This is a genomic window from Ruegeria sp. BB10 (assembly GCF_056535725.1).
In genome coordinates this window covers 2,777,318-2,802,151 of the sequence record NZ_JBQFIW010000001.1, presented here as the reverse complement: position 1 = coordinate 2,802,151, position 24,834 = coordinate 2,777,318, and the positions used below count along the sequence as shown (strand labels likewise).

Genomic DNA, 24,834 nt, shown 5'->3' with positions numbered 1-24,834 from the left:
TGTTTCACGTGAAACATTCAAAGTTCGATGTTGTTGTGATTGGCGCCGGACATGCCGGAACCGAGGCCGCCCATGCCGCTGCACGCATGGGGGTTGAGACGGCATTGGTGACGCTGTCTGCGTCCGATATTGGAGTGATGTCCTGCAATCCTGCCATTGGAGGTTTGGGGAAAGGCCACCTGGTTCGCGAAATCGACGCGATGGATGGTGTCATGGGCCGCGTTGCGGACCAGGCCGGTATTCAATTTAGATTGCTGAATCGCCGCAAAGGCCCAGCTGTGCAGGGCCCAAGGACTCAGGCAGACCGGGCACTGTATCGTGATGCCATGCAGAAAGTGACACAGGCGCAAGAGCATTTATCCGTGGTGGTCGGGGAGGTCACAGATTTTCTGACAGATGGATCTCGTATCGTCGGAATACAATTGGCAGATGGGTCCGAGATTCATGCCTCGGCCGTGATACTTACATCCGGGACCTTTCTGCGCGGTGTGATTCATATCGGAGACGTTTCCCGACCCGGCGGGCGAATGGGGGACCGACCTTCTGTCAAACTGGCAGAGCGATTGGACAGCTTAAACCTTCCAATGGGGCGATTGAAAACAGGTACACCACCCCGGTTGGACGGTCGAACCATTGATTGGTCAGATCTAGAGCGGCAGGATGGAGACGAAGATCCGACGCTATTCTCGTTTTTGTCTGAGTCAGCTGTCGCACCCCAAATCTCGTGCGGAATTACGCATACGAATGCGCGTACACATGAGATAATTGAAAAAAATCTGTCACGGTCGGCAATGTATGGCGGTCATATTGATGGGGTCGGGCCCAGATATTGCCCTTCTATTGAGGATAAGATTGTTCGGTTTGCCGAGAAAGAATCCCATCAGGTTTTCCTTGAGCCTGAAGGGATCCATGATCACACGATCTATCCAAACGGGATCTCAACTTCGCTTCCGCAGGACGTCCAGCATGATTATGTGCGGTCGATCAAAGGTCTGGAAAAGGCGGAGATCCTGCAACTGGGCTATGCAATTGAATATGACTATATTGATCCCCGTGTCCTGACGTCGTCCTTGTCCTTGCCTGATGCCCCGGGGCTATATCTTGCCGGACAAATTAACGGGACTACAGGATATGAAGAAGCAGCCGCACAAGGGCTTGTCGCTGGTCTGAATGCAGCACTCGCTGTCCTGGATCGGGAACCCGTTCATTTCACGCGTGCTGACAGCTATATAGGCGTTATGATCGATGACTTGACTACGCGAGGGGTTGCAGAACCTTATCGGATGTTCACCTCTCGGGCAGAGTTCAGGTTGTCTCTTCGGGCTGATAACGCTGATCAGCGATTAACACCTCTTGGAATTGACCTTGGATGTGTTGGTGATACGCGGGCTGAAAGATTTCATGAAAAGATAGAGAAACTTACAGCTGCTAAGTCAATTCTGACAGACCGGACTTATACACCAAAGGAGGTCCGTGCAGTTGGAATCAATGTCAATCAGGACGGAAATCGCCGAGATGGCATGGCTTTGCTGGCTTTTCCTGATGTTACGTTCAATGATCTGATTCCGCTTGAGGCGGGTTTGCAAGGTATTGAGGAAGATATCCGAAGCCAGGTCGAAAGGGATGCGCTTTATGCGAACTATATTGCGCGCCAGAAAAAAGACGTTGAAGCCATGAAACGCGATGAATCCTATGAAATACCGCGCGATTTCGATTATTCGGCGTTGGAAGGCCTATCCTCTGAGATGAAACAAAAACTGTCTGAGGCAAAGCCGATTAATATTGCTCAGGCTGGGCGGGTAGAGGGCGTGACGCCCGCCGCTTTGACCTTACTGCTGGCCAAGTTGAGGCGAGAGCAAAAGGTCCGAAAGGCATGAGCTATGAGGTGTTTAAAGGTTTAGATGTTTCACGTGAAACATTTAGCCGTCTTGAAACCTATGTAGAGCTGGTTCGGCGCTGGAATCCCAAGATAAATCTGGTGTCGCGCAACAGCCTGAATGACATCTGGTCACGGCATATTCTGGATTCAGTGCAGGTATACCGGTGTTCGGATGTGTTCCATAATTGGGTAGACTTGGGCAGCGGCGGTGGGTTCCCTGGCATGGTTTGCGCGATCATGGCTATAGAAGAAGCGCCAGCGGCGCGATTTACACTTGTAGAAAGCGATCAGCGTAAATCTGCCTTTCTGCGAAGCGTTGCACGGGAATGCGGGGCGAACTGTTCTATTGTGTCAAAAAGGATAGAATCCGTGGATCCGTTGAACGCCGATATTTTGTCTGCCCGCGCCCTTGCGGATCTGCCCACGTTATTGTCCTTTTGTGACAGGCATTTAAAAGAGTCCGGTACGGCGCTGTTGCCGAAAGGCGCAAGCTGGAAAAAAGAGTTGAATGACGCGCGCAAGGAATGGAATTTCGACTGTGAGCCGATTACAAGTTTAACTGAACCCCAAGCTGTTATTCTAAGGATCAAAGGAGTATCGCGTGGTTGATCTGTCTCGTCCCTCAGGGCCCCGGATAATTGCGGTCGCCAATCAAAAGGGTGGGGTGGGAAAAACAACAACTGCGATCAACCTTGCGGCCGGTTTGGCAGAAGCAGGAAGCAGGGTTCTTGTGGTGGATCTGGATCCGCAGGGGAACGCGTCAACCGGTTTGGGTGTTGAGGACAGGGATTGGACCACATACGATTTGATCCTGGACGATGCACCGCTTGAAGCTGTGGTACAAGAGACAGAAATTGGCGGGTTGCTGGTAATACCGGCAACCGTTGATCTAAGCTCGGCGGATATCGAACTGATTTCCAATGAAAAACGCAGCTATTTGTTGCATGACGCCCTGCGTCAGACCTCGATCGACCAGTTTGAGCTTGATTTTGTGCTGATCGACTGCCCGCCATCTCTGAACTTGCTGACTGTGAATGCGATGGTAGCTGCCCATTCCGTTCTGGTTCCCCTGCAAAGTGAATTCTTTGCACTGGAGGGACTTTCGCAGTTGATGTTGACGATCCGAGAGGTTCGGCAAACTGCGAATCCGGACCTGAGAATCGAAGGTGTTGTGTTGACCATGTATGACAACCGCAACAACTTGTCCCGCCAGGTTGAAAAGGATGCACGTGACAATCTGGGTGAGATGGTATTTAAAACCAAGATACCCAGAAATGTGCGGGTCAGTGAGGCGCCGTCATACGCCTTGCCGGTCTTGCAGTATGACTCGGGATCGTTGGGTGCGATGGCATATCGACATTTGGCGCGTGAAGTCATTCACAACAACAAAAATGCCGCTGCCTGAGCGGCAGTGAGGAGGGCGCAGTGGCCGTCAAAAAATCAAAACCCAGAGGTTTGGGCCGGGGATTATCTGCCCTGATGGCAGATGTAACGCAGGAAGCCGAAGGTCTGGTGACTACAGAACCGCGTCGTCCAGACATGAAAGTTCCGATTGAAAAGCTGCAGGCCAACCCAAACCAGCCGCGCCGTACATTCTCAGCGGATCAATTGGATGAACTGGCAGCCTCGGTCAAAGAAAAGGGCATTATTCAACCGCTGATTGTGAGGGAAATCAGCAATGGTGGATATGAAATCGTAGCCGGGGAACGGCGTTGGCGCGCTGCTCAGATGGCGCAGTTGCATGATATTCCGGTTATTGTGCGTGAGTTTGACGACACAGAGGTGTTGGAAGTCGCCATTATCGAAAACATACAGCGGGCTGACCTGAATGCGGTCGAAGAAGCTGCTGGCTATAAGCAGTTGATGGACCGTTTCGGGCATACTCAAGAGAAGTTGGCCGAAGCCTTGGGGAAAAGCCGCAGTCATATTGCGAACCTATTGCGCTTGCTGTCGTTGCCCTTGGACGTTCAGACGCTGGTCATCGAAGGTAAGCTGTCTGCTGGGCACGCACGAGCGTTGATAACGGCCGAAAACCCATCAGAACTGGCGAAAATCGTAGTACGGGATGGGCTTTCGGTTCGCGCAACCGAAGCGCTGGTGAAAAAACAACAGGCAGATCCGGCGAAAGCTGCCCCGCGTTCCCGGAACCTGGATGCGGGTAAAGACGCTGATACGCGAGCCTTGGAAAAAGACCTGTCGGCAATTTTGGCGATGAAAGTTGCGATCAATCACAAGGCTGGAACAGAAACCGGGCAAGTGGTGCTGACCTATGAAAACCTGGATCAGTTGGACGATCTGTGCGCCAAGCTTAGCCGTTAGGCCGGGTCCAGATAAACAGCATCACCGCGCCCAAAACCACGGCCTGAATGATCAGGACATGAGACGGCAGGGACAACAGAACCGATAGCCCGAACACGGCGGCGACCGAAATGGTGGCCGCCTTTTTTGCCCCGGGTCGGATAGCGCCGGACGTTTGCCAATCAACGATCAACGGGCCGAAAGTGCGATGTGTAATCAGCCAGTTGTGCAGGCGAGAGGACGACCGCGCAAAGAAAAACGCGGCCAGCAGCAAAAAAGGAACAGTAGGTAATAAGGGCAGAACGATGCCGACCACCGCGAAGCCAACGCAAATCAAACCCAGGGTGGCCCAAACATATTGCATCATTTACCCCAAAAGTTCCCGGATCACCGCATTCAAAACGGCGCGCCCATCTTTGGTGGCAATCAATCGGCCATTTGTCTGTTTGATCATCCCAAATTCTGTTAGATCGGCCAATTTGTCCTGCGGCAACGGGTGATCTGCCAGGGTATTATACCTGTCAATATCTAGACCCTCCACAACTCTTAACCCCATCATAAGGTATTCCTTGGCCTGTTCTTGCGCTGATAGGGGCGAGCGTTCTTTTTCTCCGCTGCCTTTTCCTACAGCAGTTAGCCAAGCGTTTGGGGACAGGTAGGTTTCTGTAGCCAGTTTTTGACCATTCAAGGTGACGCGCCCATGGGCACCAGGCCCGATACCGACATAGTCGCCATAGCGCCAATAGATCAGGTTGTGCTGTGATTCAGCGCTGGGGCGTGCGTGGTTGGAAATCTCATAGGTCAGCAGGCCATGTGCCTCGCAGATGTCCTGTGTTTCCAAATACATGTCGGCAGCGCTGTCATCCTCGGGTAGGCCACGCAGTTTACCAACGGCATAGCGATCCCCAAAGGCGGTTCCGTTCTCGATGGTCAGTTGGTACAGCGACAGGTGGTCGACAGCCATCGAAAGGGCTTCGGTCAGTTCGGCTCGCCAGTCTTCGGGGGTTTGGTGTTGGCGGGCGTAGATCAGGTCAAAACTGACCCTATCAAAGCAATTTCTGGCAATATCAAAGGCAGAACGTGCCTCGGCCACAGTGTGAATGCGACCCAATCGACGCAAATCTTCGTCATTAAGCGCCTGAACCCCCATCGAGATGCGGTTCACCCCGGCGTCCCGATATGCGGCAAAACGGCCAGCCTCGACCGAGCCCGGATTGGCCTCAAGCGTGATTTCCATGTCATTGGCCGGATGCCAGAGGGCGCGGGCCTGATCGATCACAGCGGCGACAGTGTCTGGGTCCATTAACGACGGCGTGCCGCCGCCGAAAAAGATCGTGTTTAAAACCCGGCCTGGTGTTTCGGCAGCCGTGCGGCGCAGCTCATCCAAATATGCATTAAGCCATTGTTTTTGATCGATATTACGTGAAACATGGCTATTGAAGTCGCAATAGGGGCACTTGGCCTCGCAAAAAGGCCAATGCACGTACAGGCCGAAGCCCCCGTTGCGCCAATCATCCGCCAAAGCAGCCCTTCACGAACATTTCCACAGCGCGACCGCGATGGCTGATCTTGTTCTTTTCCCAGCGATCCATCTCGGCAAAGGTAATGTCGTACCCGTCCGGGACAAACATTGGATCATAGCCGAACCCGTCCTTGCCACGGATGGGCCAGACCAGTTGACCAGGGGCGATGCCTTCGAATACCTCGTCATGCCCATCGGGCCAGGCCAGTACCAGAGTGCATCGGAACTGCGCCGTGCGGGGATGGGCGGCGCCTTTCGCCTCTAGCTCATCGTGGGCGCGGGTCATGGCCATCAGGAAATCGCGACCATCACCGGTTTCGGCCCAATCAGCGGTGTAAACACCCGGAGCGCCATCCAGCGCATCAATGGTAATCCCGGAATCGTCCGACAGGGCAGGCAGGCCAGTGGCTTGGGCGGCAGCATGGGCCTTGATCCGGGCATTGCCGACGAACGTGTCCTCAGTTTCTTCCGGTTCGGGTAGGTCCATCTCAGCCGCGCCAACAACGGTCACGCCGAAGGGTTCAAGGAGATGTTTCATCTCCTCAAGCTTTCCCTTGTTATGCGTGGCCACCAGCAGCCTGTTGCTGTCGAACTTGCGGGTCATGCGGTTGCGGCTTTCTGGGCTGCGGCCAGCTCGGCCACGCCTTTTTCGGCCAGATCCATCAGTTGATCCATCTGGGCGCGGCTAAAGACCGAACCTTCGGCGCTCATTTGAACTTCGATCAGTTTGCCGGACCCAGTCATGATGAAGTTGCCATCAACGCCGGCTTCGCTGTCTTCCGGGTAGTCCAGATCCAGTACGGGCTGGCCGGCATAAATACCGCAAGAAACCGCTGCAACAGGGTCTATCAACGGATCCGAGATTACGTCTCCTGCCTTCCTCAGTTTGTTCACCGCCAGCCGCAGTGCAACCCAACCACCAGTGATCGAAGCACAACGAGTGCCGCCATCGGCCTGGATGACATCACAGTCCACGGTGATCTGACGCTCGCCCAAGGCAACCCGGTCCACACCGGCGCGCAGGGCACGACCGATAAGGCGCTGGATTTCAACGGTGCGCCCACCTTGCTTGCCCGACGCCGCCTCGCGCCGCATCCGGGTGTTGGTGGCGCGGGGCAGCATACCGTATTCAGCCGTAACCCAGCCCAGACCCGAGCCTTTGATGAAGGGGGGTACGCGATCCTCGATCGTGGCGGTGCACAGTACATGGGTGTCTCCCATTTTGATCAGGCAGGAACCTTCGGCATGTTTGGTGAACTCCGTTTCGATTGAAACGGCGCGCATTTCGCTTAAATCTCGTCCTGAGGGTCGCATGGAAAATCCTTTGTTTGCTGGGTTGGGGATAACGCCCTCATGGCTTACGATGCAACCCCGATTGACCTTTCATATGCCTGCGATTTAATGACGGCCCAGCAGGGGACCGCTGATGAGCGAAGCGAGCAAAATTCTGAACGAGATGAACGACCGGTCACGTGAGGTGTTCCGGCTGATCGTCGAAAGCTATTTGGACAGCGGTGAGCCCGTTGGCAGCCGCACCCTGACCCGCACATTGTCGGAAAAAGTCAGCGCTGCCACCGTGCGCAACGTGATGCAGGATCTGGAGTTTCTGGGCTTGCTCGACAGCCCGCATGTCAGTGCCGGTCGGATTCCCACGCAACAAGGGTTACGGATGTTCGTTGATGGGTTACTAGAGGTCGGTGATCTGGGTGCCGCTGACCGACAGAAACTGGATGAAACATTAGGCTCTAACGCGGGCGATGTAGGCGGGATGTTGGACCGTGTGGGTTCAGCTTTGTCACACGTGACACATGGTGCCTCCTTAGTTTTGACCCCCAAGCAAGAATCCGAGATCAAGCATATCGAATTTGTTTCGTTAGCTCATGACCGTGCATTGGTGGTGCTGGTTTTTGCTGACGGGCACGTTGAAAACCGCCTGTTTACACCGCCACCGGGGCAGACACCCAGTTCGATGCGTGAAGCGGCGAATTTCCTGAACGCCTTGATCGAAGGCCGCACGCTTGGCGAAGTGCGCCGTCAGATGCAGGTGCAGATTGACGCGCGTAAACAAGAGATCGACGTGCTGGCACGGGAAATGGTCGAAAGCGGCATGGCGGCTTGGGACGGGGATGGAGGCGACTCGGCCCGTCTGATTGTGCGCGGGCGGGCGAATCTGCTGGGTGAACCGGGTGAAGTTGAGGAGCTGGACCGAATCCGCTCCCTGTTTGATGATCTGGAACGCAAACGAGACATCGCGGAATTCCTTGAATTGACCGAAGAAGGCGAGGGTGTGCGCATTTTTATCGGCTCTGAGAACAAACTTTTCTCACTTTCGGGTTCCTCTTTGGTGGTGTCTCCATATATGAACGCTGATCGAAAGATAATTGGTGCGGTCGGGGTCATCGGGCCCACGCGTCTGAATTATGGACGGATCGTACCGATCGTGGATTATACGGCGCAACTGGTCGGCAAGCTGATATCCGACCGGAGCTAGAGGGTAAGAGATGGCAGAGCCCAAGGACGAAGATTTTCTGGACAATATCGCAATGGCAGAGGCTGAAGAGCTGGCCGAAGAAATCGCCGAGTTCAGCGACGAAGCGCTAGAACTGGATGAGTTGCGCGCAGAGCGCGACGATTACAAAGATAAGTTCATGCGTGCGCTGGCGGACGCGGAAAACGCCCGTAAGCGTGGCGACAAAGCGCGGCGCGATGCCGAACAATACGGTGGCTCGAAACTGGCGCGTGATATGCTGCCGGTCTACGACAACATGAAGCGCGCACTCGAAGCTGCGACCGATGAGCAAAAAGAAGTGGCCGCCGGTCTGCTGGAAGGGATCGAGCTGACCATGCGGGCGCTGAAGGATGTGTTCCAAAAGCACGGGATCGAAGTGATCACGCCCGAAGTTGGTGATCGATTTGATCCAAACGTACACGAGGCGATGTTTGAAGCACCGGTTCCCGGAACCAAGGCAGGTGATATCATTCAGGTCTCGGCCGAAGGCTTCATGCTGCATGATCGTCTGCTGCGACCGGCGCAGGTGGGTGTGTCGTCGACACCTGCAAGCTAAGCGGCTTTAAAACAAAATTTTTTTGAGGCGGTCAGGATCTGGCCGCCTCTTTCAGTTTATAAATCAGGTCCAGCGCCTCGCGCGGGGTCAGCTCATCAGGCAGCACGTCGTCCAGCATATCCGTGACCGGCGATGCCTTGGGTGCAGGTGGCGGGGGCGGCGGAACGGCGGAAAACAGCGGCAGATCGTCGATCAGCGCCTTTTGTTTGCCGCCTTCGCGTTCGGTTTTTTCCAACTGGTCCAGTACGACGCGGGCTCGATCCACCACCGATGCGGGCAGACCGGCAAGCTGCGCGACTTGCACCCCATAAGAGCGGTCGGCGGCCCCCTTGTGGACTTCGTGCAGGAAAATAACCTCACCTTCCCATTCTTTGACTGCCACGGTGGCGTTGTCGACGCCCTCCAACTTGCCGGCCAGGGCGGTGAGTTCGTGGTAGTGGGTGGCGAACAGCGCGCGGCATTGGTTGGCGGCGTGCAGATGTTCCAGCGTGGCCCAGGCGATGGACAGGCCGTCATAGGTGGCCGTGCCACGGCCGATTTCATCGAGAATCACCAGCGCGCGGTCGTCGGCCTGATTCAGGATGGCGGCCGTCTCGACCATTTCCACCATAAAGGTCGAACGGCCCCGGGCCAGATCGTCGGATGCGCCGACGCGGCTGAACAATTGGCTGACCACACCGATATGCGCCTGTTCAGCGGGAGCATAACTGCCCATCTGGGCCAGCAGGGCAATCAGGGCGTTCTGACGCAGGAAGGTCGATTTACCTGCCATGTTGGGACCGGTCAGCAGCCAGATCGCCGCGCCCTGATCCGCGCTGAGATCGCAATCATTGGCAATGAAGGCATCGCCGCCTTGTTGGCGCAGCGCGTGTTCCACAACCGGATGACGTCCACCCTGCACGTGGAAGGCGCGCGATGTGTCGACCTGGGGACGGCACCAATTTTCTCCGCGCGCCAGATCGGCCAATGCGGTGGTCAAATCCAGCTCGGCGAGCCCCCGGGCGGCTTGGTTGAGACGCGCGGCGCGGTCCAGAATCTCGTCAGAAAGCCTTTGATAGAGCCTCTTTTCTATTTCCAATGCCAAATTACCGGCGTTCAGGATGCGGGTTTCGATCTCGGACAGTTCGACGGTCGTAAAGCGCACCTGATTGGCAGTGGTCTGGCGGTGGATATAGGTCTCAGAAAACGGCGGGTTCAGCATTTTTTCGGCATGGGTGGCCGTGGTTTCGATAAAATAACCCAGCACATTGTTATGCTTGATCTTTAGCGAGGCAATGCCGGTGTGTTCTGCGTATTTCTGTTGAAACCCCGCAATGACGGATCGGCCTTCGTCGCGCAGTTTGCGGGCTTCATCCAGTTCCGTGTCAAAACCCGGAGCGATGAAACCGCCGTCACGGGCCAGCAGGGGCGGTTCTGCCACAAGGGCCTCATCCAACAAGGTCAAAAGATCGTCAAACCCGATCAGGTTCTGCACTGCGGTGGCCAGCAGTACCGGCAAATCCTGTGTGTCACAGATACCTGCAATAGTAGCTGCCTGCGTCATTCCGTTGCGGATGGCGGCCAGATCACGCGGGCCACCCCGTTCCAGCGACAGGCGCGACAGGGCGCGGTCCAGATCGGGGGTTTTGCGCAGGGCATCGCGCAGGTCTGAAGCGATCAAGCTGTCCTCAGCTGCAAAACTTACGGCATCCAGCCGGGCATGGATCACATCCAGATTGCGCGAGGGGCTGGACAGGCGCTGTTCAAGCAACCTTGCCCCACCCGGAGTGACGGTGCGATCGACCACCGACAATAGGGATCCGGCGCGACCACCCGACAAGGAACGGGTCAGTTCCAGATTGCGGCGTGTGGCGGCGTCGATCTGGACAACGCGATCCTCTGATTCCTTCAAGGGGGTCTGCAGCAGGGGCAATTTGCCCTTTTGCGTGATCTCAAGATAGTCAATCAAGGCACCCATTGCCGAAACCTCGGCCCGACCGAAATTTCCAAACGCATCCAAAGCGCCCACGTGGAACAATCCGCAAATACGTTTTTCGGCGGCCGTGCTGTCAAAACTGGCGCGGCCGATGGGGGTTAGCGAAATTCCCAAATCACGGACTGGTTCCTGCAAAGCCTGTTCCGATCCGTCGGCAACGATCAGCTCGGACGGGGCAAGCCGTGCCAGTTCGGGGCTCAGCCGCACGGTTGTCAAAGGCATTACGTGAAACGCCCCGGTAGAGATATCAGCCCAGGCCAAGGCGGCCTCATCCCGCACTTCGGCATAGGCGGCCAGAAAGTTGTGGCGGCGGGCTTCCAAAAGGGCATCTTCGGTCAATGTGCCGGGTGTCACCAAACGCACGACATCGCGCTTTACCACCGACTTAGAGCCTCTTTTCTTCGCCTCGGCCGGGCTTTCCATCTGCTCGCAGACGGCCACGCGAAAGCCTTTGCGGATCAGGGTCAGCAAATAACCTTCGGCGGAATGAACAGGCACACCGCACATCGGGATGTCGGTGCCGTTATGCTTGCCGCGTTTGGTCAGGGCGATATCCAACGCCTCGGCTGCGTTGACGGCATCCTCGAAGAACATCTCGTAGAAATCGCCCATACGGTAGAACAGCAGGGCATCGGCGTGGGCCTCTTTGATTTCGAGATATTGCGCCATCATCGGCGTGACTGTGGACAAGGCTGACCCCTTTTGGCGTGTTCCGGGCGCGACCTTACAAATCCCGCATCTTCTGTAAAAGCCGAAAACTCATTCTCGTTGAGGCGCGCGTTTTCCTGCGCTATGAGGCGACAGCCCAACAGATGTAAAGAAACGACATATCAGATGCCCAAAGCGAAAATTACCGACGAAGAAGCCCTGGCCTTTCACCTGGACCCCACCCCCGGCAAGTGGGAGGTGCAGGCCACGGTTCCAATGACAACCCAGCGTGATCTGTCGCTGGCCTATAGTCCCGGTGTCGCTGTTCCATGTGAAGCAATCGCGGAAAACCCCGAAACGGCCTATGACTATACCAACAAGGGCAATCTGGTCGCGGTAATCTCGAACGGCACGGCGGTTCTGGGTCTTGGAAATCTGGGCGCGTTGGGCTCAAAACCGGTAATGGAGGGGAAGTCGGTCCTGTTCAAACGGTTTGCCGATGTGAACTCGATCGATATCGAGTTGGACACTGAAGACCCAGATGAATTCTGCCGCGCGGTGAAGCTGATGGGGCCGACCTTTGGCGGCATCAATCTGGAAGACATCAAGGCGCCCGAGTGTTTCATCATCGAACAGCGCCTGAAGGAAGAGATGGACATTCCCGTCTTTCACGATGATCAACACGGCACGGCGGTGATCTGCGCGGCAGGTCTGCTGAACGCGCTGCATATCTCGGGCAAAAAGATCGAGGATGTGAGGATTGTTCTGAACGGTGCGGGTGCGGCGGGTATCGCCTGTATCGAACTGCTCAAGGCGATGGGTGCGCGGCATGAAAACTGCATCGTCTGCGACACCAAAGGCGTGATCTACCAAGGCCGGACCGAGGGTATGAACCAGTGGAAATCGGCCCATGCGGTCACCACTGAACTGCGCTCGCTGGAAGACGCCATGAACGGCGCAGATGTGTTCCTGGGCGTTTCAGTCAAAGGCGCGGTTACGCAGGACATGGTCGCCAGCATGGCAGACAACCCGGTGATTTTCGCCATGGCCAATCCAGATCCTGAAATCACGCCAGAAGAGGCGCATGAGGTGCGTGTGGATGCCATCGTCGCCACCGGACGCAGCGATTATCCGAACCAGGTCAACAACGTGCTGGGTTTCCCCTATCTGTTCCGGGGTGCGCTGGACATTCATGCCCGTGCCATTAATGACGAGATGAAAATTGCCTGTGCCCATGCGCTGGCCCGTCTGGCGCGCGAGGATGTGCCGGATGAGGTTGCGATGGCTTATGGCAAATCGCTGACCTTCGGTCGCGATTATATCATCCCGACACCGTTTGATCCCCGACTGATCCATCGTATCCCACCTGCCGTGGCCAAGGCGGGCATGGATACCGGCGCAGCGCGGCGTCCGATCATCGACATGGACGCCTATGAGCTGAGCCTCAAATCCCGCATGGACCCGACCGCCAGCATCCTGCGCGGTCTGAACGCCCGTGCGCGCCAAGCACAAAGCCGTATGATCTTCGCCGAAGGTGACGATCCACGTGTACTGCGAGCTGCTGTGACCTATCAGCGGTCTGGTTTCGGCAAGGCCCTGGTTGTCGGTCGCCCCGATGACGTAAAACAAAAGCTGGAAGAGGCCGGGCTGGGCGATGCCGTGCGCGAGTTGGAGGTGGTGAATGCCGCCAACACCACGCATCTCGAGACCTATACCGATTTCCTGTACAAGCGCCTGCAGCGCAAAGGTTTTGATCGCAAGGATATTTACCGCCTGGCGGCACGTGACCGGCATGTGTTCTCATCCCTGATGCTGGCGCATGGGCACGGTGATGGCCTGGTAACCGGGGCCACGCGCAAATCGGCGCATGTGCTGGACCGGATCAATCACGTGTTCGACGCGGACAAGGCGCATGGTGCGGTGGGTGTGACCGCCCTGTTGCACAAGGGGCGGATCGTGCTGATCGGTGATACGCTTGTGCATGAATGGCCGGACGAGAATGACCTGGCCAATATCGCCGAACGCTCAGCCGCCGTAGCCCGTCATATGGGGCTTGAGCCGCGCGTGGCCTTCGTCAGTTTCTCGACCTTTGGGTATCCGGTGTCGGAACGGGCCGAAAAGATGCACCGCGCGCCTGTCGTGCTGGATAAGCGCAAAGTGGATTTCGAATACGAGGGCGAGATGACCGTGGACGTTGCCCTGAACGAGGATCAGCAGGCAGGCTATCCGTTCCAGCGCCTGACCGGCCCGGCGAATATCCTGATCGTTCCCGCTCGGCATTCGGCGTCGATCTCGACCAAGCTGATGCAGGAAATGGGCGGGTCCACGGTGATTGGCCCGATCCTGTCTGGTGTCGACAAGCCGATTCAGATCTGTTCGACCGGGTCAACGGCGAATGATATCCTGAACATGGCCATCCTGGCCTCGTGCGATATCGCTTAAGCCATGACGATCTGGAACCTCGGCTCGATCAACGCGGACATGATTTATGACGTGCCGCACCTGCCCGGACCGGGAGAGACGCTTTCGGCCAATCGGCTGGATCGGTATCTGGGTGGCAAAGGGGCAAATATGTCTGTGGCCGCCGCTCGGGCCGGGGCGCAAGTGGCGCATATCGGGGCCGTGGGGCCGGATGGGCGCTGGGCGCTGGATCGTATGACCGAATATGGCGTGGACACGCGCCATATCACTGGAGTCGAGGTTCCGACCGGTCATGCCATCATTGCGGTGGACGCACAGGGTGAGAACAACATCATTCTGTTCCCCGGTTCAAACCACGCGATCACTCAGGGTCAGTTGGGGCAAGCGCTGTCCTCGGCCCTGCAAGGTGATGTGCTGGTGATGCAGAACGAAACCAACCTACAGGTCGAAGCCGCAAAGATGGGGCGCGATCTGGGGCTGACTGTCTGCTATGCCGCCGCACCGTTCCAGGCTGACGCTGTTCAGGCCGTGTTGCCGTATCTGGATTTTCTGATCCTGAATGAGATCGAGGCTGAACAACTACAGCAGGCAACCGGGCAATCCGTTACCGACCTTGAGGTCGAGCATTTGATCGTCACTTTGGGGTCAAAAGGAGCGCGGTATTACCATCGCGGCGCCGCTACGGATTTTCCGGCGCACAAGGTAAAGGCCGTGGATACCACTGGCGCAGGAGATACTTTCACCGGCTATGTTCTGGCAGGAATGGATCGCGGGATGCCAATGGCACAGGTGATTTCACAAGCAAACCGTGCCGCGGCCTTGATGGTCACGCGGCACGGCACAGCTGATGTTATTCCCGATCTCAAAGAGGTGCGCGAAGCGCGGCTCGATTAAGACCCCGCGAACGGTGCGTCACTGCCCCAAAGCTGCTTGACCCGGTCATCACGGCCGCAGGCTTTGCGATAGGCTTTGTACGCGCTGTGCTGGCGTTTGGGGCCAAAGCGGGTCAGGACCAGCTTGTTCCCCTTATAGTAATCCTGATGATAGGCCTCAGCCGGGTAGAATGCCCCTTGCTGCAGGATTGGCGTCACGATCTGTTGCCCCAGAGCGTTCTGGGCACTTGTCTTGGCTTGCTGAGCCAGGGCTTTTTCCCCAACGTTAGAGACGAAAATGGCCGTGCGGTAGCTGTCACCCCGGTCACAGAACTGACCGCCCGCATCCGTTGGGTCGACCGAACGGAAGAACATGCTCAGCAGGGTTTCACGGGAAACGCGGGCCGGGTCAAAGGTGATCTGAACCGCCTCGTAATGGCCGGTTCCGCCTTTGGTGACCTGATCATAGGTTGGATTGGCGGTACTGCCACCGGTGAAACCCGACACGGCGCCAGTTACGCCCGGAACGGATTCGAAATCGGATTCGACGCACCAGAAACAGCCCCCTGCAACCGTCAGGGTTTCGGACCCGGCGGCGGGTGCCGGGGCGGCACGCAGCAGGGCGACAAGAGCGATCAGCGTGAACTGAAGCGTAGGTTTGAAAAAATCTAGAAAAGCGATGCGGGTCATGGCAGGTCTCCTTTTCGGGATAAGGCTGCCCTGACTTATGCGTTGGCGCAATCCGCTGACATGGTTTGTCACGGGGTGGTGAGACAAGTTTATCGTCTTAACCTAGCAGCTGTCCCAACTTCATCGCCACACCCATATTGCCCGAAATCTTGAGCTTGCCCAATGCTACGCCGGTCATCGGGTTCAGCTTGCCCGTCAGTAATTTGGTCAGGTTGTCCTGCGAAATGCGGATGGTGCAATCGGTGTCGCGATCCTGTGTGGTGGCCCGATTGTCGGCTAGAACGATGACACCATCCTCGCCACAATCGAATTTCAGCGAGCCCTCAAAGCTTTTGCCATCCAAGCCTTGCTGAATGCCGTTGGCGATGTCCTGCAGCATCTTTGTCCCCTTCACTAATTTGCCTATGCGTAAAGAGAATGGGCGTTCTTGTGCAAGGGTGACCCAACTGGACCCTGCAGTCACGACATTTGCAGGATTTGCCGGGTCCGCTCACAGGGTTTCCCATCATAAAAGGCATCAAGAACAGTTTGGAACTCTGACGGGGCTCCGGGCACGAATGCAAACAACGTCATCGAGGACCGCAGTTTCTTTGCGTCAATCCCACCCAGAATGTCACTGGCATCGCGCCCCTTGTGCTGCAACATCAACCCAGCAACCTTGGTTAGGCGCTGGCGGAGGTCTGGATGAGCCAGATAGGCTGTGGCCTCATCCAAATCCTCGATCCCGTACAGCTGCGCCATGTGAGACCGGCCAAGTTCGGCCAATTGCGGAAATACAAACCACATCCAGTGGCTGGTTTTCTGTCCTTGTTCCAATTCGCGCAGGACGTCGGACCAGACCGCGTCCTGCGCTTCGATGAACAGATCGAGTTCGTCGTTGATGTCGTCGTCGTCGATCACTTGGACAGGCGCTTATCCCGCGCCGCCAGCAATTTCAGGCGCAGCGCGTTCAACTGGATAAATCCGGCCGCGTCTTTTTGGTCATAGGCGCCGGCGTCATCTTCGAACGTCACATGCTCTTCGGAATACAACGAATGATCCGACCAGCGGCCTACGGTCGAAGCCAGACCTTTGTACAGTTTCACGCGGACAGTGCCGGTGACATGATCCTGAGATTTGTCGATGGCGGCTTGCAGCATTTCCCGCTCGGGGCTGTACCAGAAGCCGTTATAGATCAGCTCGGCATATTGCGGCATCAGCTGATCTTTCAGGTGCATCGCGCCGCGGTCCATGGTGATGGATTCGATCCCACGGTGCGCTTCCAGCAGGATGGTGCCGCCGGGCGTTTCGTAGATGCCGCGCGATTTCATGCCCACGAACCGGCCTTCGACCAGGTCCAGACGGCCAATACCGTGCTTGCCGCCATATTCGTTCAGCTTGGTCAGGATGGTGGCCGGGCTCATCGCCTCGCCATTGATGCTGACCGCGTCGCCTTTTTCAAAGCCGATCTCAATGAACTCGGGCTCGTTCGGTGCGTCCTCGGGGTGGACGGTACGCTGATAGACATAGTCTGGCGCCTGATCTGCGGGGTCTTCCAAAACCTTACCTTCGGACGAGGTGTGCAGCAGGTTGGCATCGACCGAGAACGGCGCCTCGCCGCGTTTGTCCTTGGCAATCGGGATCTGGTTCGCTTCGGCAAATTCCAACAGCTTGGTGCGGCTGGTCAGGTCCCATTCACGCCAGGGTGCAATGACCTTGATGTCGGGGTTCAGGGCATAGGCGGCCAGTTCGAACCGCACCTGATCGTTGCCTTTGCCGGTCGCGCCATGTGCAACGGCGTCGGCACCGGTGGCCTCGGCAATCTCGACCAGACGCTTCGAGATCAGCGGACGCGCGATTGAGGTGCCCAGCAGATACAGGCCTTCGTATTGCGCATTGGCGCGGAACATCGGGAAGACGAAGTCGCGAACAAACTCCTCGCGGATGTCCTCGATATAGATGTTTTCGGGCTTGATCCCCAGCAGCTCGGCCTTTTGGCGGGCGGGCTCCAGCTCTTCACCCTGACCCAGATCGGCGGTGAAGGTCACGACCTCACAGCCATACTCGGTCTGCAACCATTTCAGGATGATCGAGGTATCAAGGCCACCGGAATAGGCCAGAACAACTTTCTTGGGCGCGGACATCTGACTTCCCCTTATGCGTAAGACGCTTGGCCCCTAACGGGTTTTGAACGTGGGGGCAAGTTATGAGGATTGACGCAGGGTGGGAATTGCGGTGAAACGGGCGGATTGAGAACAAGGAATGGTTGAGAGGGCAGAGTATATGCTGGGATTGGCGATTTTCGTACATTCGGTAAAGATGGTTCTGAGGAACCTGAAGCAAGCGCTTCAGATTTCCGTTGTACCTGCACTCATTGGCGGCTTTTTGGCCATTGGCTTGTTCTTTCTTTTCGACGCCCACACAAACAATTGAAGGTGCCACTGCTACAACCCCTGACCCAACTGCTGTGATGACGTTACTCGGATTCCTATTTTGCATCGTGATCGTAGTGTTCGTCGTAATGCTCTGGATTGTAGTATCATGGCACAGGTTTGTTTTGCTCGAAGAGTATCCGTCGGGGCTAGTTCCACCTTTCCGATTTGACCGCGTTCTGGCCTATTTCGGGCGTCTTTTGATGCTGTTCTTGTTGGCTTTCATCCTTATGATCCCTGCGGCGTTGATCATGAGTATGTTGGCGCAATCCTCGGCGGTTTTGGGGTCCATTTTCTGGGTGGGTTTGATCGTATGTCTTACGATCGGATTCTATCGTGCCTCACCAATTCTGCCCGGTGCAGCTATTGGAAAGCCCATAAAGCTGTCTGAAGCGTGGCAGGCGACCTCGGGCGCAAGCGGAGCCATCGCACTTCTGGTCGTCTTGTCCATCCTCTTCCAAATATTGCTTCAGCTACTGGCGTCATTGCTGCTTTTCATCCCGATCATCGGGATATTGATAGTTTTGTTTGCGAGCATGCTGATCGTCCCATTGATCAATGTCAGCATTCTGACGACGATCTATGGCGTGTTCATCGAGAAACGCGAACTCACCTAAGCTGAGTACACATATGTATTCCTTGCCCTTTCAACGGTGATCGGGCAGGGAAACCGGCATGACTGATTTCATGACCCGCGCCCGCGCCGCCGAACAGGCGATGCGCACCGTCTTTCCCGCGACGCCTCTGCAGCGGAATGCCCATCTGTCTGATCGGTTTGGTGCTGACATCTGGCTCAAGCGTGAAGACCTCAGCCCGGTGCGGTCGTATAAAATCCGTGGTGCGTTCAACGCCATGCGCAAGCAGCAGGGGCAAGAGCTTTTCGTCTGCGCCAGCGCGGGAAATCATGCGCAGGGCGTGGCCTTCATGTGCAAGCACCTGAACGTGCGTGGTGTGATCTTCATGCCGGTGACGACGCCGCAGCAGAAAATTCAGAAAACCCGCATTTTTGGCGGCGAAAACATCGAAATTCACCTGACCGGAGACTATTTCGACGACACGCTGGCCGCTGCGCAGGCGTGGTGTGCGCAGCAGGGCGGGCATTTTCTGTCGCCCTTTGATGATGAGGATGTGATCGAAGGGCAGGCGTCACTGGCTGTCGAGGTTGAGGCGCAGCTGGGTAGCGTCCCTGATCACGTGATCCTGCCGGTTGGCGGGGGCGGCATGTCCTCGGGCGTGGCGACATGGTTCGGGGATCGGACCCATTGCCTGTTTGTCGAGCCCAAAGGCGGGGCCTGTTTGCATGCGGCCATGGCGGCGGGGCATCCGGTGGCGCTCGATCAGATCGACAATTTTGTAGATGGGGCAGCGGTCGGGAAGATCGGGGCGAAACCGTTTGAACTGCTCAAGGATCGCCACCTGTCCGACGTGCTGGTCTTGTCCGAAGACCGGATCTGCACCACCATGATCGAAATGCTGAATGTCGAAGGCATCGTGCTTGAGCCCGCAGGCGCTCTGGCGATTGAGGCGGTGACCGATGTGCAAAGCTTTATCCGCGGCAAAACCGTTGTCTGCGTCACCTCGGGCGGCAATTTCGATTTCGAACGTCTGCCCGAGGTCAAGGAACGGGCGCAGCGTTATTCCGGCGTCAAAAAGTACTTTATCCTGCGCCTGCCGCAGCGCCCCGGCGCGTTGAAAGAGTTTCTGGGCATATTAGGGCCGGAAGACGATATCGCCCGGTTCGAATACATGAAGAAGTCGGCGCGCAATTTCGGTTCGGTCCTGATCGGCATCGAAACCCGTAAGCCCGAGAATTTCGCACGCCTGTTCGCGCATCTGGACGAGGCTGGCTTTACCTACACCGACATCACCGAAGACGAGACGCTGGCCCAGTTCGTGATCTAGGACAGGTTTGCGGCTTTCTCGGCAAAGAACACAGTTTTTGAGTCGTCATAGACTGTCAGGATGGCAGGCAGATCGACGTCACTGGCCTTGCCAGCGGCGGCGTTGCGCTCTGCGTCCTGACACAGCTTGAAAAACCGGTCGAACCCCAGACTCAGCGCGCTGCCCTTGAGGAAATGCATGTTCTGTTCGAACTCAGCCCGGTCGGTGTCCTGATGCAGCCGGTCGATGGTTTCCTGAACCTCGTCCAGAAAGATCTGCACCACCTCTTCGAATTCGTTGGCACCCACCTCATCCTGCAGTTGTCTGACTCTGGACCAGTCGATCATGTTCGGCCTCTCCACACATATCGCGACCTGACTTGCGTAGCCCACGGCGAGTAAAGAGCGGGTTAAGCAACAAGACAAAGACGCCTTCACCGGATGTTAAACCGCCCCGCGCTAGGGTCGCTACGTTCCGTAAAGGTCGCAGTGCAGAGGGTTCAGGTGGCAGAAGGCAGTCAGGCAGAGGTCAGGTCCGATCAGGATTTTGGTGCGATCCAAAAGGTGCTTGTCGTCGATGACAGCCGCCTGCAACGGCGGATTCTGGTGGCTTCACTGAAAAAATGGGGCTTTGAGGTGCTTGAGGCCGACAGCGGTGATGTTGCGATCGGGATGTGTCAAACCGACCCGCCGGATCTGGTGGTCAGCGACTGGGTGATGCCGGGGATGAGCGGGCTGGAATTCTGCCGTGCCTTCCGGGCGCTGGAAAGTGATCAATACAGTTACTTCATCCTGTTGACCTCAAAAAGTGAAAAGCAAGAGGTGGCGCGCGGGCTGGACGCTGGTGCGGACGATTTCCTGATCAAACCGCTTGAGGCGGATGAGCTGCGCGCGCGGATCTCGGCCGCGGCGCGGATTCTGGATATGCAGCGCGAACTGTCCGAGAAGAACCGGATGATCGAATCCGCGTTAGAGGACCTGCGCGTGGCGCATGATGCCATCGACAAAGACCTGATTCAGGCCCGGAAAATTCAGGAATCCCTTGTCCCCGAACTGACGCGGGATTTCGGGAAGTCGCGGGTCAGCATGCTGCTGAAACCCTGCGGGCATATTGGCGGTGATCTGGTGGGGATGTTCTCGCCCGGGGTCAATCGGCTGGGGTTTTACAGCATTGACGTGTCGGGCCACGGTATCACCTCGGCGATGATGACGGCGCGATTGGGCGGCTATCTGTCCAGCAATCATTTCGATCAGAACGTGGCGATGGAAAAACGCTTTGACAAGTTCTATGCTCTGCTGCCACCCGAACAGGTGGCCGAGATGCTCAATTGCCGCCTGATGGCCGATGCCGGCGTCGAAGAATATTTCACCATGGTTTATGCTATTGTCGACCTGCGCAACGGGCATCTTAAGATGGTGCAGGCCGGGCACCCGCATCCACTTGTTTTGCGCCAAGACGGCAGTGCCGAATATCTAGGCGAGGGTGGCCTGCCCATCGGTTTGCTGCCCGATGTGTCCTTTCAGCGGGTCGAAACTTACCTGCAACCTGGCGATAAACTGATGCTGTATTCTGATGGCTTTACCGAGTGTCGTCTGGCCGATGGCGGCTTGCTTGAGGAAGAAGGCCTGCAGCAGATGGCCCGCGATTGTGCGCCCGACCGCAGCGGTACCGAGTTTCTGGACGATATGTTCTGGCGCCTGACGCAGGCCATGGCACCGGGCAGCGGCATGGATGATGACGTGTCCGCCGTGTTCTTTGAATATAACGGGGCTTAGAAACTGTTCAGATGTCGGGCGGCAAAGTGACGGTCCCCCTCGTTGCCAAGCATCTGCACGGCAACGGCAGTTTCCATCCAAAGCGCCTCGTGAAACTCTTCGCGGGGCGGTCCCATCCGGCGCACCGGACGGGCGCTGTAGATCATGCAGATTTTCTCGGCCCAAAGGTCATATTCAGGCATAAAGGTGAACCGGCGAAACGCACCGATCCGCCGCGGGGCGGCGATCAGCCAGCCGGTTTCTTCGAACACTTCGCGATGCAGCGCGGTAATCGGGGATTCGCCCGGATCAATGCCACCGCCCGGCAGCTGCAATTCGGGGTTCAGCCCATCGTCATACCACGTGACCAGAAGGTCTTTTCCTTGCGGCAGCAACGCATAGACACCCGGTCTGCGTGTATATGTACGTCCTTTTTCCGGGGTTTCACCGAACCGTCTGATCATGTATGGCCCCTTCAAACCCAATCTGTTCAACCTATATGGTGCCGGTATGCCAACCCGTGGCGTGTAAGGAAACCCCATGTCTCTTGGAACGAAAATCGCGTGGGACGATACTGTCCTGCCCTTTCAACTTGATGTATCAGATATGCGCGGCCGTGTAGCCCGTCTTGATGGCGTGCTGGACGGCATCCTGAAGCAGCATGACTATCCTGAAAAGGTCGAGGCGTTAGTGGCCGAGATGGCCCTGCTGACCGCGTTGATCGGCCAGACCGTTTCGCTGCGTTGGAAACTGTCTTTGCAGGTGCAGTCCAAGGGCCCGGTACGCATGATCGCGACCGATTACTTTGCGCCAAAGGTCGAGGGAGAGCCGGCCCGCATCCGCGCCTATGCCAGTTATGATCGCGACCGCCTGACCGATGGTGGGCCGTTTGATCAGGTGGGCGAGGGTTATTTCGCCATCATGATCGACCAGGGTGAAGGCACGCAGCCGTATCAGGGAATTACACCGCTGGCGGGGGGCTCGATCTCTGCCTGTGCCGAGGCGTATTTCGCACAATCCGAGCAGCTGCCGACGCGGTTCTCGCTCAGCTTTGGCAAATCGACCGAGCCGGGCGTCGGTGAACATTGGCGCGCGGGCGGAGTGATGCTGCAGCACATGCCCAAGGCCTCGCCCTTTGTGGCGGACGGACAAGGTGGAGGGCAGATCCTATCCGCCGAAGATCTGGTCGACGGGGAAGAGAGTGAAAACTGGGGCCGCGTTAACATCCTGTTGGATACGGTCGAGGATCTCGAATTGATCGGGCCTTCGGTGGCGCCGACCGACCTGTTGATCCGGCTGTTTCACGAGGAACAGCCGCGGGTCTATGACGCTCAGTCCGTGCAATTCGGCTGCACCTGTTCGGAAGATCGTGTGCGGCAAAGCCTGTCGATCTATTCGGCCAAGGACATCGAAAAGATGACCACGCCCGAAGGCAAGGTAACCGCCGATTGTCAGTTCTGTGGCGCACATTACATACTGGAACCGGGCTCGGTCGGCTTTGATGCGGACGACGCCTGATCCTACGGACCAGCTGCGGGCGGCCCTGCGCCGCCCCGGCCATGGTTCAAGCGATTTCGACCTGAACCCTGAAACCAACCTGCCTGAAGGGCGCAAATTGCGCCCGGCGGGGGTGCTGGTTCCGATCACGGTGTTTGGCGACACGCCGCGGCTGATTCTGACAAAACGATCCTCGGCTCTGAAACACCACCCCGGCCAGATCGCCTTTCCCGGCGGTAAGCAGGATCAAGGCGACGTAGATGTCACCGCCACTGCCCTGCGTGAGGCGCAGGAGGAGATCGGTCTGCCGCTCGACTTGCCTGAGATTCTGGGCCACCTATCGTCTCATGAAACCGTCACGTCCTTTACCGTTACACCGGTTGTCGCGATCCTGCGCGAACCGTTTCAACTGACCCCCGAACCGGGCGAAGTGGACGAGGTGTTTTCGGTTCCGCTTGCACATGTCCTCAACCCTGCGAATTATATCGTTGAATCGCGCCGCTGGCGTGGTCACAAACGGTATTATTTCACGGTGCCGTTCGGCCCCTACTACATCTGGGGCGCGACGGCCCGAATGTTGCGGGGATTGGCCGCACGGGTGAATGAATGATGCGAATTTCTGAGGCCTGGGTTACTGATCCGGCAACGCAAAAGGTCTGTGCGGCGTTGACGGGCGCTGGTGCGCAGGCGTTGTTCGTCGGGGGTTGCGTGCGCAATGCGCTGCTGGGCGCGCCGGTCTCGGATATCGATATTGCCACCGATGCGCGCCCCGAACGGGTGATGGAGCTGGCGCAGGCAACGGGCCTCAAGGCCATCCCCACCGGAATCGACCACGGCACGATCACTGTGGTCAGTGGCGGTGCCCCGCATGAGATCACCACCTTTCGCCGCGACGTGGAAACCGATGGCCGCCGGGCGGTGGTGGCTTTTTCAGACAAGGTGGAAGAGGACGCCGCGCGCCGCGATTTCACCATGAATGCGATCTATGCGCGGCCCGATGGCAGTATTCTCGACCCGTTGAACGGGCTGCCCGACCTGCAATCCCGCCGCGTGCGCTTTATCGGCAACGCCGAGAACCGCATTCGAGAGGATTACCTGCGATCCCTGCGGTTTTTCCGGTTTCACGCCTGGTATGGCGATGCCGAGGCTGGGTTTGATCCGGACGCTCTGGCGGCGATTGCGTCTAATCTGGACGGGCTAGAGGGCCTGTCTCGTGAACGGGTCGGGGCCGAACTTCTGAAACTTATGGGCGCACCCGATCCGGCACCCTCGATTGCCGCGATGCGTCAATCGGGAGTTCTGGCCCGGCTGTTGCCAGGGGCCGAGGACCGTGCGTTGGCACCGTTGATAGCCTTAGAGGAACAGGCCGGAGCCGCCCCTGAGTCAATTCGGCGTCTGGCCGCAATCACAACGCCGAAAATCGCCAAGACCCTGCGCCTGAGCAAGGCGCAATTACAACGTCTGATCCGCATGCGGGATGAAGCATCCGGTACCGCCAGCGTTGCCGAACTGGGGTTTCGTTATGGCGAAGAGGGCGGCTTGCACGAAACCTTGCTGCGTTGTGCCTTCCTTGAACAGCCGTGGAGCGAAACCTTGCGCACCGATCTGCACAAAGGGGCTGAGGCTGATTTCCCGATCAAGGCCACCGATCTGATTCCCGATTTCACCGGTCCCGCGCTGGGCAAAAAACTGGCCGAGCTTGAGGCGCGCTGGATTGCATCAGGCTTTGCGCTGACCCGCGAGGAATTGCTGAGCATCTGACGCGAAGTCTCAAAAGGGGATGACAAATCAACTTCTTTATGGTTTCGTGCGCCTGTCACATGAATGGAGGGATGCGAATGTATTACGGGATCTGGTTCGGCTAAAGCCGGAACACTTTGACCCGTAGGGGTGGTGTTCTGGCGCCATCTTTCTTCGCATG

25 protein-coding genes are annotated in these 24,834 nt (G+C 57.1%); 14 read left to right on the top strand and 11 right to left on the bottom strand.

The genetic code is table 11. The annotated features are described in order from the left end of the window. Nucleotides 1-8 precede the first annotated feature (8 nt). Genes mnmG through ACR3EP_RS14450 form a run of 4 tightly spaced genes read left to right on the top strand, consistent with a single transcriptional unit; the run spans nucleotide 9 to nucleotide 4,198 of the window. On the top strand, nucleotides 9-1,877 hold the full coding sequence (gene mnmG, locus ACR3EP_RS14465; RefSeq protein WP_480638482.1) for a tRNA uridine-5-carboxymethylaminomethyl(34) synthesis enzyme MnmG: 1,869 nt from the start codon (nucleotides 9-11) through the stop codon (nucleotides 1,875-1,877). Continuing rightward, entirely contained in the window at nucleotides 1,874-2,488 is a 615-nt protein-coding gene (rsmG, locus tag ACR3EP_RS14460; protein ID WP_170376533.1) for a 16S rRNA (guanine(527)-N(7))-methyltransferase RsmG, read from the top strand. The genes mnmG and rsmG overlap by 4 nt, the downstream gene beginning before the upstream one ends. Further along, nucleotides 2,481-3,284 carry a ParA family protein gene (locus ACR3EP_RS14455; protein WP_480638481.1) on the top strand — a complete coding sequence of 268 codons (804 nt, stop codon included), beginning with the start codon at nucleotides 2,481-2,483 and terminating at the stop codon, nucleotides 3,282-3,284. The genes rsmG and ACR3EP_RS14455 overlap by 8 nt, the downstream gene beginning before the upstream one ends. Nucleotides 3,285-3,304: 20 nt before the next feature. After that, a complete protein-coding gene (locus ACR3EP_RS14450) occupies nucleotides 3,305-4,198 on the top strand; it encodes a ParB/RepB/Spo0J family partition protein (RefSeq protein WP_170361051.1) in 894 nt (297 codons plus the stop codon). Here ACR3EP_RS14450 and ACR3EP_RS14445 read toward each other — a convergent pair. From ACR3EP_RS14445 to rph, 4 genes are read right to left on the bottom strand one after another with little or no spacing between them, the layout of a single operon-like run. Further along, nucleotides 4,188-4,541 carry a YbaN family protein gene (locus ACR3EP_RS14445; protein ID WP_170349840.1) on the bottom strand — a complete coding sequence of 118 codons (354 nt, stop codon included), beginning with the start codon at nucleotides 4,539-4,541 and terminating at the stop codon, nucleotides 4,188-4,190. The genes ACR3EP_RS14450 and ACR3EP_RS14445 overlap by 11 nt on opposite strands. 3 nt (nucleotides 4,542-4,544) lie before the next feature. Next, complete coding sequence (gene hemW / locus ACR3EP_RS14440; protein ID WP_480638480.1) at nucleotides 4,545-5,699, bottom strand: radical SAM family heme chaperone HemW; 1,155 nt, start codon at nucleotides 5,697-5,699, stop codon at nucleotides 4,545-4,547. Then, nucleotides 5,689-6,303 (bottom strand): RdgB/HAM1 family non-canonical purine NTP pyrophosphatase, encoded by a 615-nt coding sequence (gene rdgB / locus ACR3EP_RS14435; protein ID WP_480638478.1) that lies wholly within the window; start codon nucleotides 6,301-6,303, stop codon nucleotides 5,689-5,691. Before rdgB ends, hemW begins: the two co-directional genes overlap by 11 nt. After that, the gene (gene rph, locus ACR3EP_RS14430; RefSeq protein ID WP_170577967.1) at nucleotides 6,300-7,013 is read right to left on the bottom strand and encodes a ribonuclease PH; all 714 of its coding nucleotides are present in this window, start codon (nucleotides 7,011-7,013) and stop codon (nucleotides 6,300-6,302) included. The genes rdgB and rph overlap by 4 nt, the downstream gene beginning before the upstream one ends. Nucleotides 7,014-7,125: 112 nt before the next feature. Between rph and hrcA the strand changes: the two genes are divergently transcribed. Together hrcA and ACR3EP_RS14420 are read left to right on the top strand one after the other, a co-directional pair. Beyond that, nucleotides 7,126-8,190 carry a heat-inducible transcriptional repressor HrcA gene (hrcA, locus tag ACR3EP_RS14425; RefSeq protein WP_170577965.1) on the top strand — a complete coding sequence of 355 codons (1,065 nt, stop codon included), beginning with the start codon at nucleotides 7,126-7,128 and terminating at the stop codon, nucleotides 8,188-8,190. 10 nt (nucleotides 8,191-8,200) lie between these two features. Continuing rightward, nucleotides 8,201-8,764, top strand: a complete 564-nt coding sequence (locus ACR3EP_RS14420) for a nucleotide exchange factor GrpE (RefSeq protein ID WP_058283329.1) — start codon at nucleotides 8,201-8,203, stop codon at nucleotides 8,762-8,764. A 31-nt stretch (nucleotides 8,765-8,795) separates the two neighbouring features. On the opposite strand, the gene mutS is transcribed toward ACR3EP_RS14420, so the two are convergent. After that, nucleotides 8,796-11,411, bottom strand: coding sequence for a DNA mismatch repair protein MutS (gene mutS, locus ACR3EP_RS14415; protein ID WP_480639030.1), 2,616 nt, complete (start codon nucleotides 11,409-11,411; stop codon nucleotides 8,796-8,798). Between the two features lie 162 nt (nucleotides 11,412-11,573). Here mutS and ACR3EP_RS14410 point away from each other — a divergent pair, with 162 nt between their 5' ends. Together ACR3EP_RS14410 and ACR3EP_RS14405 are read left to right on the top strand one after the other, a co-directional pair. After that, nucleotides 11,574-13,829: an NADP-dependent malic enzyme gene (locus tag ACR3EP_RS14410; protein ID WP_480638477.1), complete on the top strand. Its 2,256-nt coding sequence runs from the start codon at nucleotides 11,574-11,576 to the stop codon at nucleotides 13,827-13,829. Nucleotides 13,830-13,832: 3 nt separating this feature from the next. Continuing rightward, on the top strand, nucleotides 13,833-14,702 hold the full coding sequence (locus ACR3EP_RS14405; protein ID WP_480638475.1) for a ribokinase: 870 nt from the start codon (nucleotides 13,833-13,835) through the stop codon (nucleotides 14,700-14,702). Here ACR3EP_RS14405 and msrA read toward each other — a convergent pair. From msrA to ACR3EP_RS14385, 4 genes are all read right to left on the bottom strand, one after another. Next, the gene (gene msrA, locus ACR3EP_RS14400) at nucleotides 14,699-15,370 is read right to left on the bottom strand and encodes a peptide-methionine (S)-S-oxide reductase MsrA (protein WP_480638473.1); all 672 of its coding nucleotides are present in this window, start codon (nucleotides 15,368-15,370) and stop codon (nucleotides 14,699-14,701) included. The two genes, ACR3EP_RS14405 and msrA, sit on opposite strands and share 4 nt — an antisense overlap. Nucleotides 15,371-15,467: 97 nt before the next feature. Beyond that, nucleotides 15,468-15,749, bottom strand: a complete 282-nt coding sequence (locus ACR3EP_RS14395) for an SCP2 sterol-binding domain-containing protein (protein WP_480638471.1) — start codon at nucleotides 15,747-15,749, stop codon at nucleotides 15,468-15,470. An 80-nt stretch (nucleotides 15,750-15,829) separates the two neighbouring features. Further along, nucleotides 15,830-16,270: a DUF1810 domain-containing protein gene (locus tag ACR3EP_RS14390; protein WP_480638469.1), complete on the bottom strand. Its 441-nt coding sequence runs from the start codon at nucleotides 16,268-16,270 to the stop codon at nucleotides 15,830-15,832. Further along, on the bottom strand, nucleotides 16,267-17,493 hold the full coding sequence (locus ACR3EP_RS14385; protein WP_170361039.1) for an argininosuccinate synthase: 1,227 nt from the start codon (nucleotides 17,491-17,493) through the stop codon (nucleotides 16,267-16,269). The genes ACR3EP_RS14390 and ACR3EP_RS14385 overlap by 4 nt, the downstream gene beginning before the upstream one ends. Before the next feature lie 377 nt (nucleotides 17,494-17,870). Between ACR3EP_RS14385 and ACR3EP_RS14380 the strand changes: the two genes are divergently transcribed. Both ACR3EP_RS14380 and ilvA read left to right on the top strand, forming a co-directional pair. Then, entirely contained in the window at nucleotides 17,871-18,398 is a 528-nt protein-coding gene (locus ACR3EP_RS14380; protein WP_480638467.1) for a threonine dehydratase, read from the top strand. Nucleotides 18,399-18,456: 58 nt separating this feature from the next. Beyond that, nucleotides 18,457-19,683 (top strand): threonine ammonia-lyase IlvA, encoded by a 1,227-nt coding sequence (gene ilvA / locus ACR3EP_RS14375; protein WP_480638465.1) that lies wholly within the window; start codon nucleotides 18,457-18,459, stop codon nucleotides 19,681-19,683. Here the strand turns inward: ilvA and ACR3EP_RS14370 are convergent. Next, complete coding sequence (locus ACR3EP_RS14370) at nucleotides 19,680-20,009, bottom strand: Hpt domain-containing protein (protein ID WP_480638463.1); 330 nt, start codon at nucleotides 20,007-20,009, stop codon at nucleotides 19,680-19,682. The two genes, ilvA and ACR3EP_RS14370, sit on opposite strands and share 4 nt — an antisense overlap. Nucleotides 20,010-20,165: 156 nt before the next feature. On the opposite strand from ACR3EP_RS14370, the gene ACR3EP_RS14365 reads away from it, so the two are divergent. After that, nucleotides 20,166-21,437 (top strand): PP2C family protein-serine/threonine phosphatase, encoded by a 1,272-nt coding sequence (locus tag ACR3EP_RS14365; protein WP_480638461.1) that lies wholly within the window; start codon nucleotides 20,166-20,168, stop codon nucleotides 21,435-21,437. Here ACR3EP_RS14365 and ACR3EP_RS14360 read toward each other — a convergent pair. Further along, nucleotides 21,434-21,880: an NUDIX hydrolase gene (locus tag ACR3EP_RS14360; protein ID WP_480638459.1), complete on the bottom strand. Its 447-nt coding sequence runs from the start codon at nucleotides 21,878-21,880 to the stop codon at nucleotides 21,434-21,436. The two genes, ACR3EP_RS14365 and ACR3EP_RS14360, sit on opposite strands and share 4 nt — an antisense overlap. A gap of 76 nt (nucleotides 21,881-21,956) precedes the next feature. Here ACR3EP_RS14360 and hslO point away from each other — a divergent pair, with 76 nt between their 5' ends. From hslO to ACR3EP_RS14345, 3 genes are read left to right on the top strand one after another with little or no spacing between them, the layout of a single operon-like run. Further along, nucleotides 21,957-22,934: an Hsp33 family molecular chaperone HslO gene (gene hslO / locus ACR3EP_RS14355; protein ID WP_480638457.1), complete on the top strand. Its 978-nt coding sequence runs from the start codon at nucleotides 21,957-21,959 to the stop codon at nucleotides 22,932-22,934. After that, on the top strand, nucleotides 22,918-23,523 hold the full coding sequence (locus ACR3EP_RS14350; RefSeq protein ID WP_480638455.1) for a CoA pyrophosphatase: 606 nt from the start codon (nucleotides 22,918-22,920) through the stop codon (nucleotides 23,521-23,523). The genes hslO and ACR3EP_RS14350 overlap by 17 nt, the downstream gene beginning before the upstream one ends. Continuing rightward, nucleotides 23,520-24,674, top strand: coding sequence for a CCA tRNA nucleotidyltransferase (locus ACR3EP_RS14345; protein WP_480638453.1), 1,155 nt, complete (start codon nucleotides 23,520-23,522; stop codon nucleotides 24,672-24,674). The genes ACR3EP_RS14350 and ACR3EP_RS14345 overlap by 4 nt, the downstream gene beginning before the upstream one ends. Nucleotides 24,675-24,834 lie beyond the last annotated feature (160 nt).

Coding starts and splice junctions, on each gene's coding strand:
- rsmG (WP_170376533.1), top strand. CDS start 1,874: ATGAGCTATGAGGTGTTTAAAGGTTTAGATGTTTCACGTGAAACATTT.
- ACR3EP_RS14445 (WP_170349840.1), bottom strand. CDS start 4,541: ATGCAATATGTTTGGGCCACCCTGGGTTTGATTTGCGTTGGCTTCGCG.
- rdgB (WP_480638478.1), bottom strand. CDS start 6,303: ATGACCCGCAAGTTCGACAGCAACAGGCTGCTGGTGGCCACGCATAAC.
- rph (WP_170577967.1), bottom strand. CDS start 7,013: ATGCGACCCTCAGGACGAGATTTAAGCGAAATGCGCGCCGTTTCAATC.
- hrcA (WP_170577965.1), top strand. CDS start 7,126: ATGAGCGAAGCGAGCAAAATTCTGAACGAGATGAACGACCGGTCACGT.
- ACR3EP_RS14420 (WP_058283329.1), top strand. CDS start 8,201: ATGGCAGAGCCCAAGGACGAAGATTTTCTGGACAATATCGCAATGGCA.
- mutS (WP_480639030.1), bottom strand. CDS start 11,411: ATGATGGCGCAATATCTCGAAATCAAAGAGGCCCACGCCGATGCCCTG.
- ACR3EP_RS14410 (WP_480638477.1), top strand. CDS start 11,574: ATGCCCAAAGCGAAAATTACCGACGAAGAAGCCCTGGCCTTTCACCTG.
- ACR3EP_RS14405 (WP_480638475.1), top strand. CDS start 13,833: ATGACGATCTGGAACCTCGGCTCGATCAACGCGGACATGATTTATGAC.
- msrA (WP_480638473.1), bottom strand. CDS start 15,370: ATGACCCGCATCGCTTTTCTAGATTTTTTCAAACCTACGCTTCAGTTC.
- ACR3EP_RS14395 (WP_480638471.1), bottom strand. CDS start 15,749: ATGCTGCAGGACATCGCCAACGGCATTCAGCAAGGCTTGGATGGCAAA.
- ACR3EP_RS14385 (WP_170361039.1), bottom strand. CDS start 17,493: ATGTCCGCGCCCAAGAAAGTTGTTCTGGCCTATTCCGGTGGCCTTGAT.
- ACR3EP_RS14380 (WP_480638467.1), top strand. CDS start 17,871: ATGCTCTGGATTGTAGTATCATGGCACAGGTTTGTTTTGCTCGAAGAG.
- ilvA (WP_480638465.1), top strand. CDS start 18,457: ATGACTGATTTCATGACCCGCGCCCGCGCCGCCGAACAGGCGATGCGC.
- ACR3EP_RS14370 (WP_480638463.1), bottom strand. CDS start 20,009: ATGATCGACTGGTCCAGAGTCAGACAACTGCAGGATGAGGTGGGTGCC.
- ACR3EP_RS14360 (WP_480638459.1), bottom strand. CDS start 21,880: ATGATCAGACGGTTCGGTGAAACCCCGGAAAAAGGACGTACATATACA.
- hslO (WP_480638457.1), top strand. CDS start 21,957: ATGTCTCTTGGAACGAAAATCGCGTGGGACGATACTGTCCTGCCCTTT.
- ACR3EP_RS14350 (WP_480638455.1), top strand. CDS start 22,918: ATGCGGACGACGCCTGATCCTACGGACCAGCTGCGGGCGGCCCTGCGC.
- ACR3EP_RS14345 (WP_480638453.1), top strand. CDS start 23,520: ATGATGCGAATTTCTGAGGCCTGGGTTACTGATCCGGCAACGCAAAAG.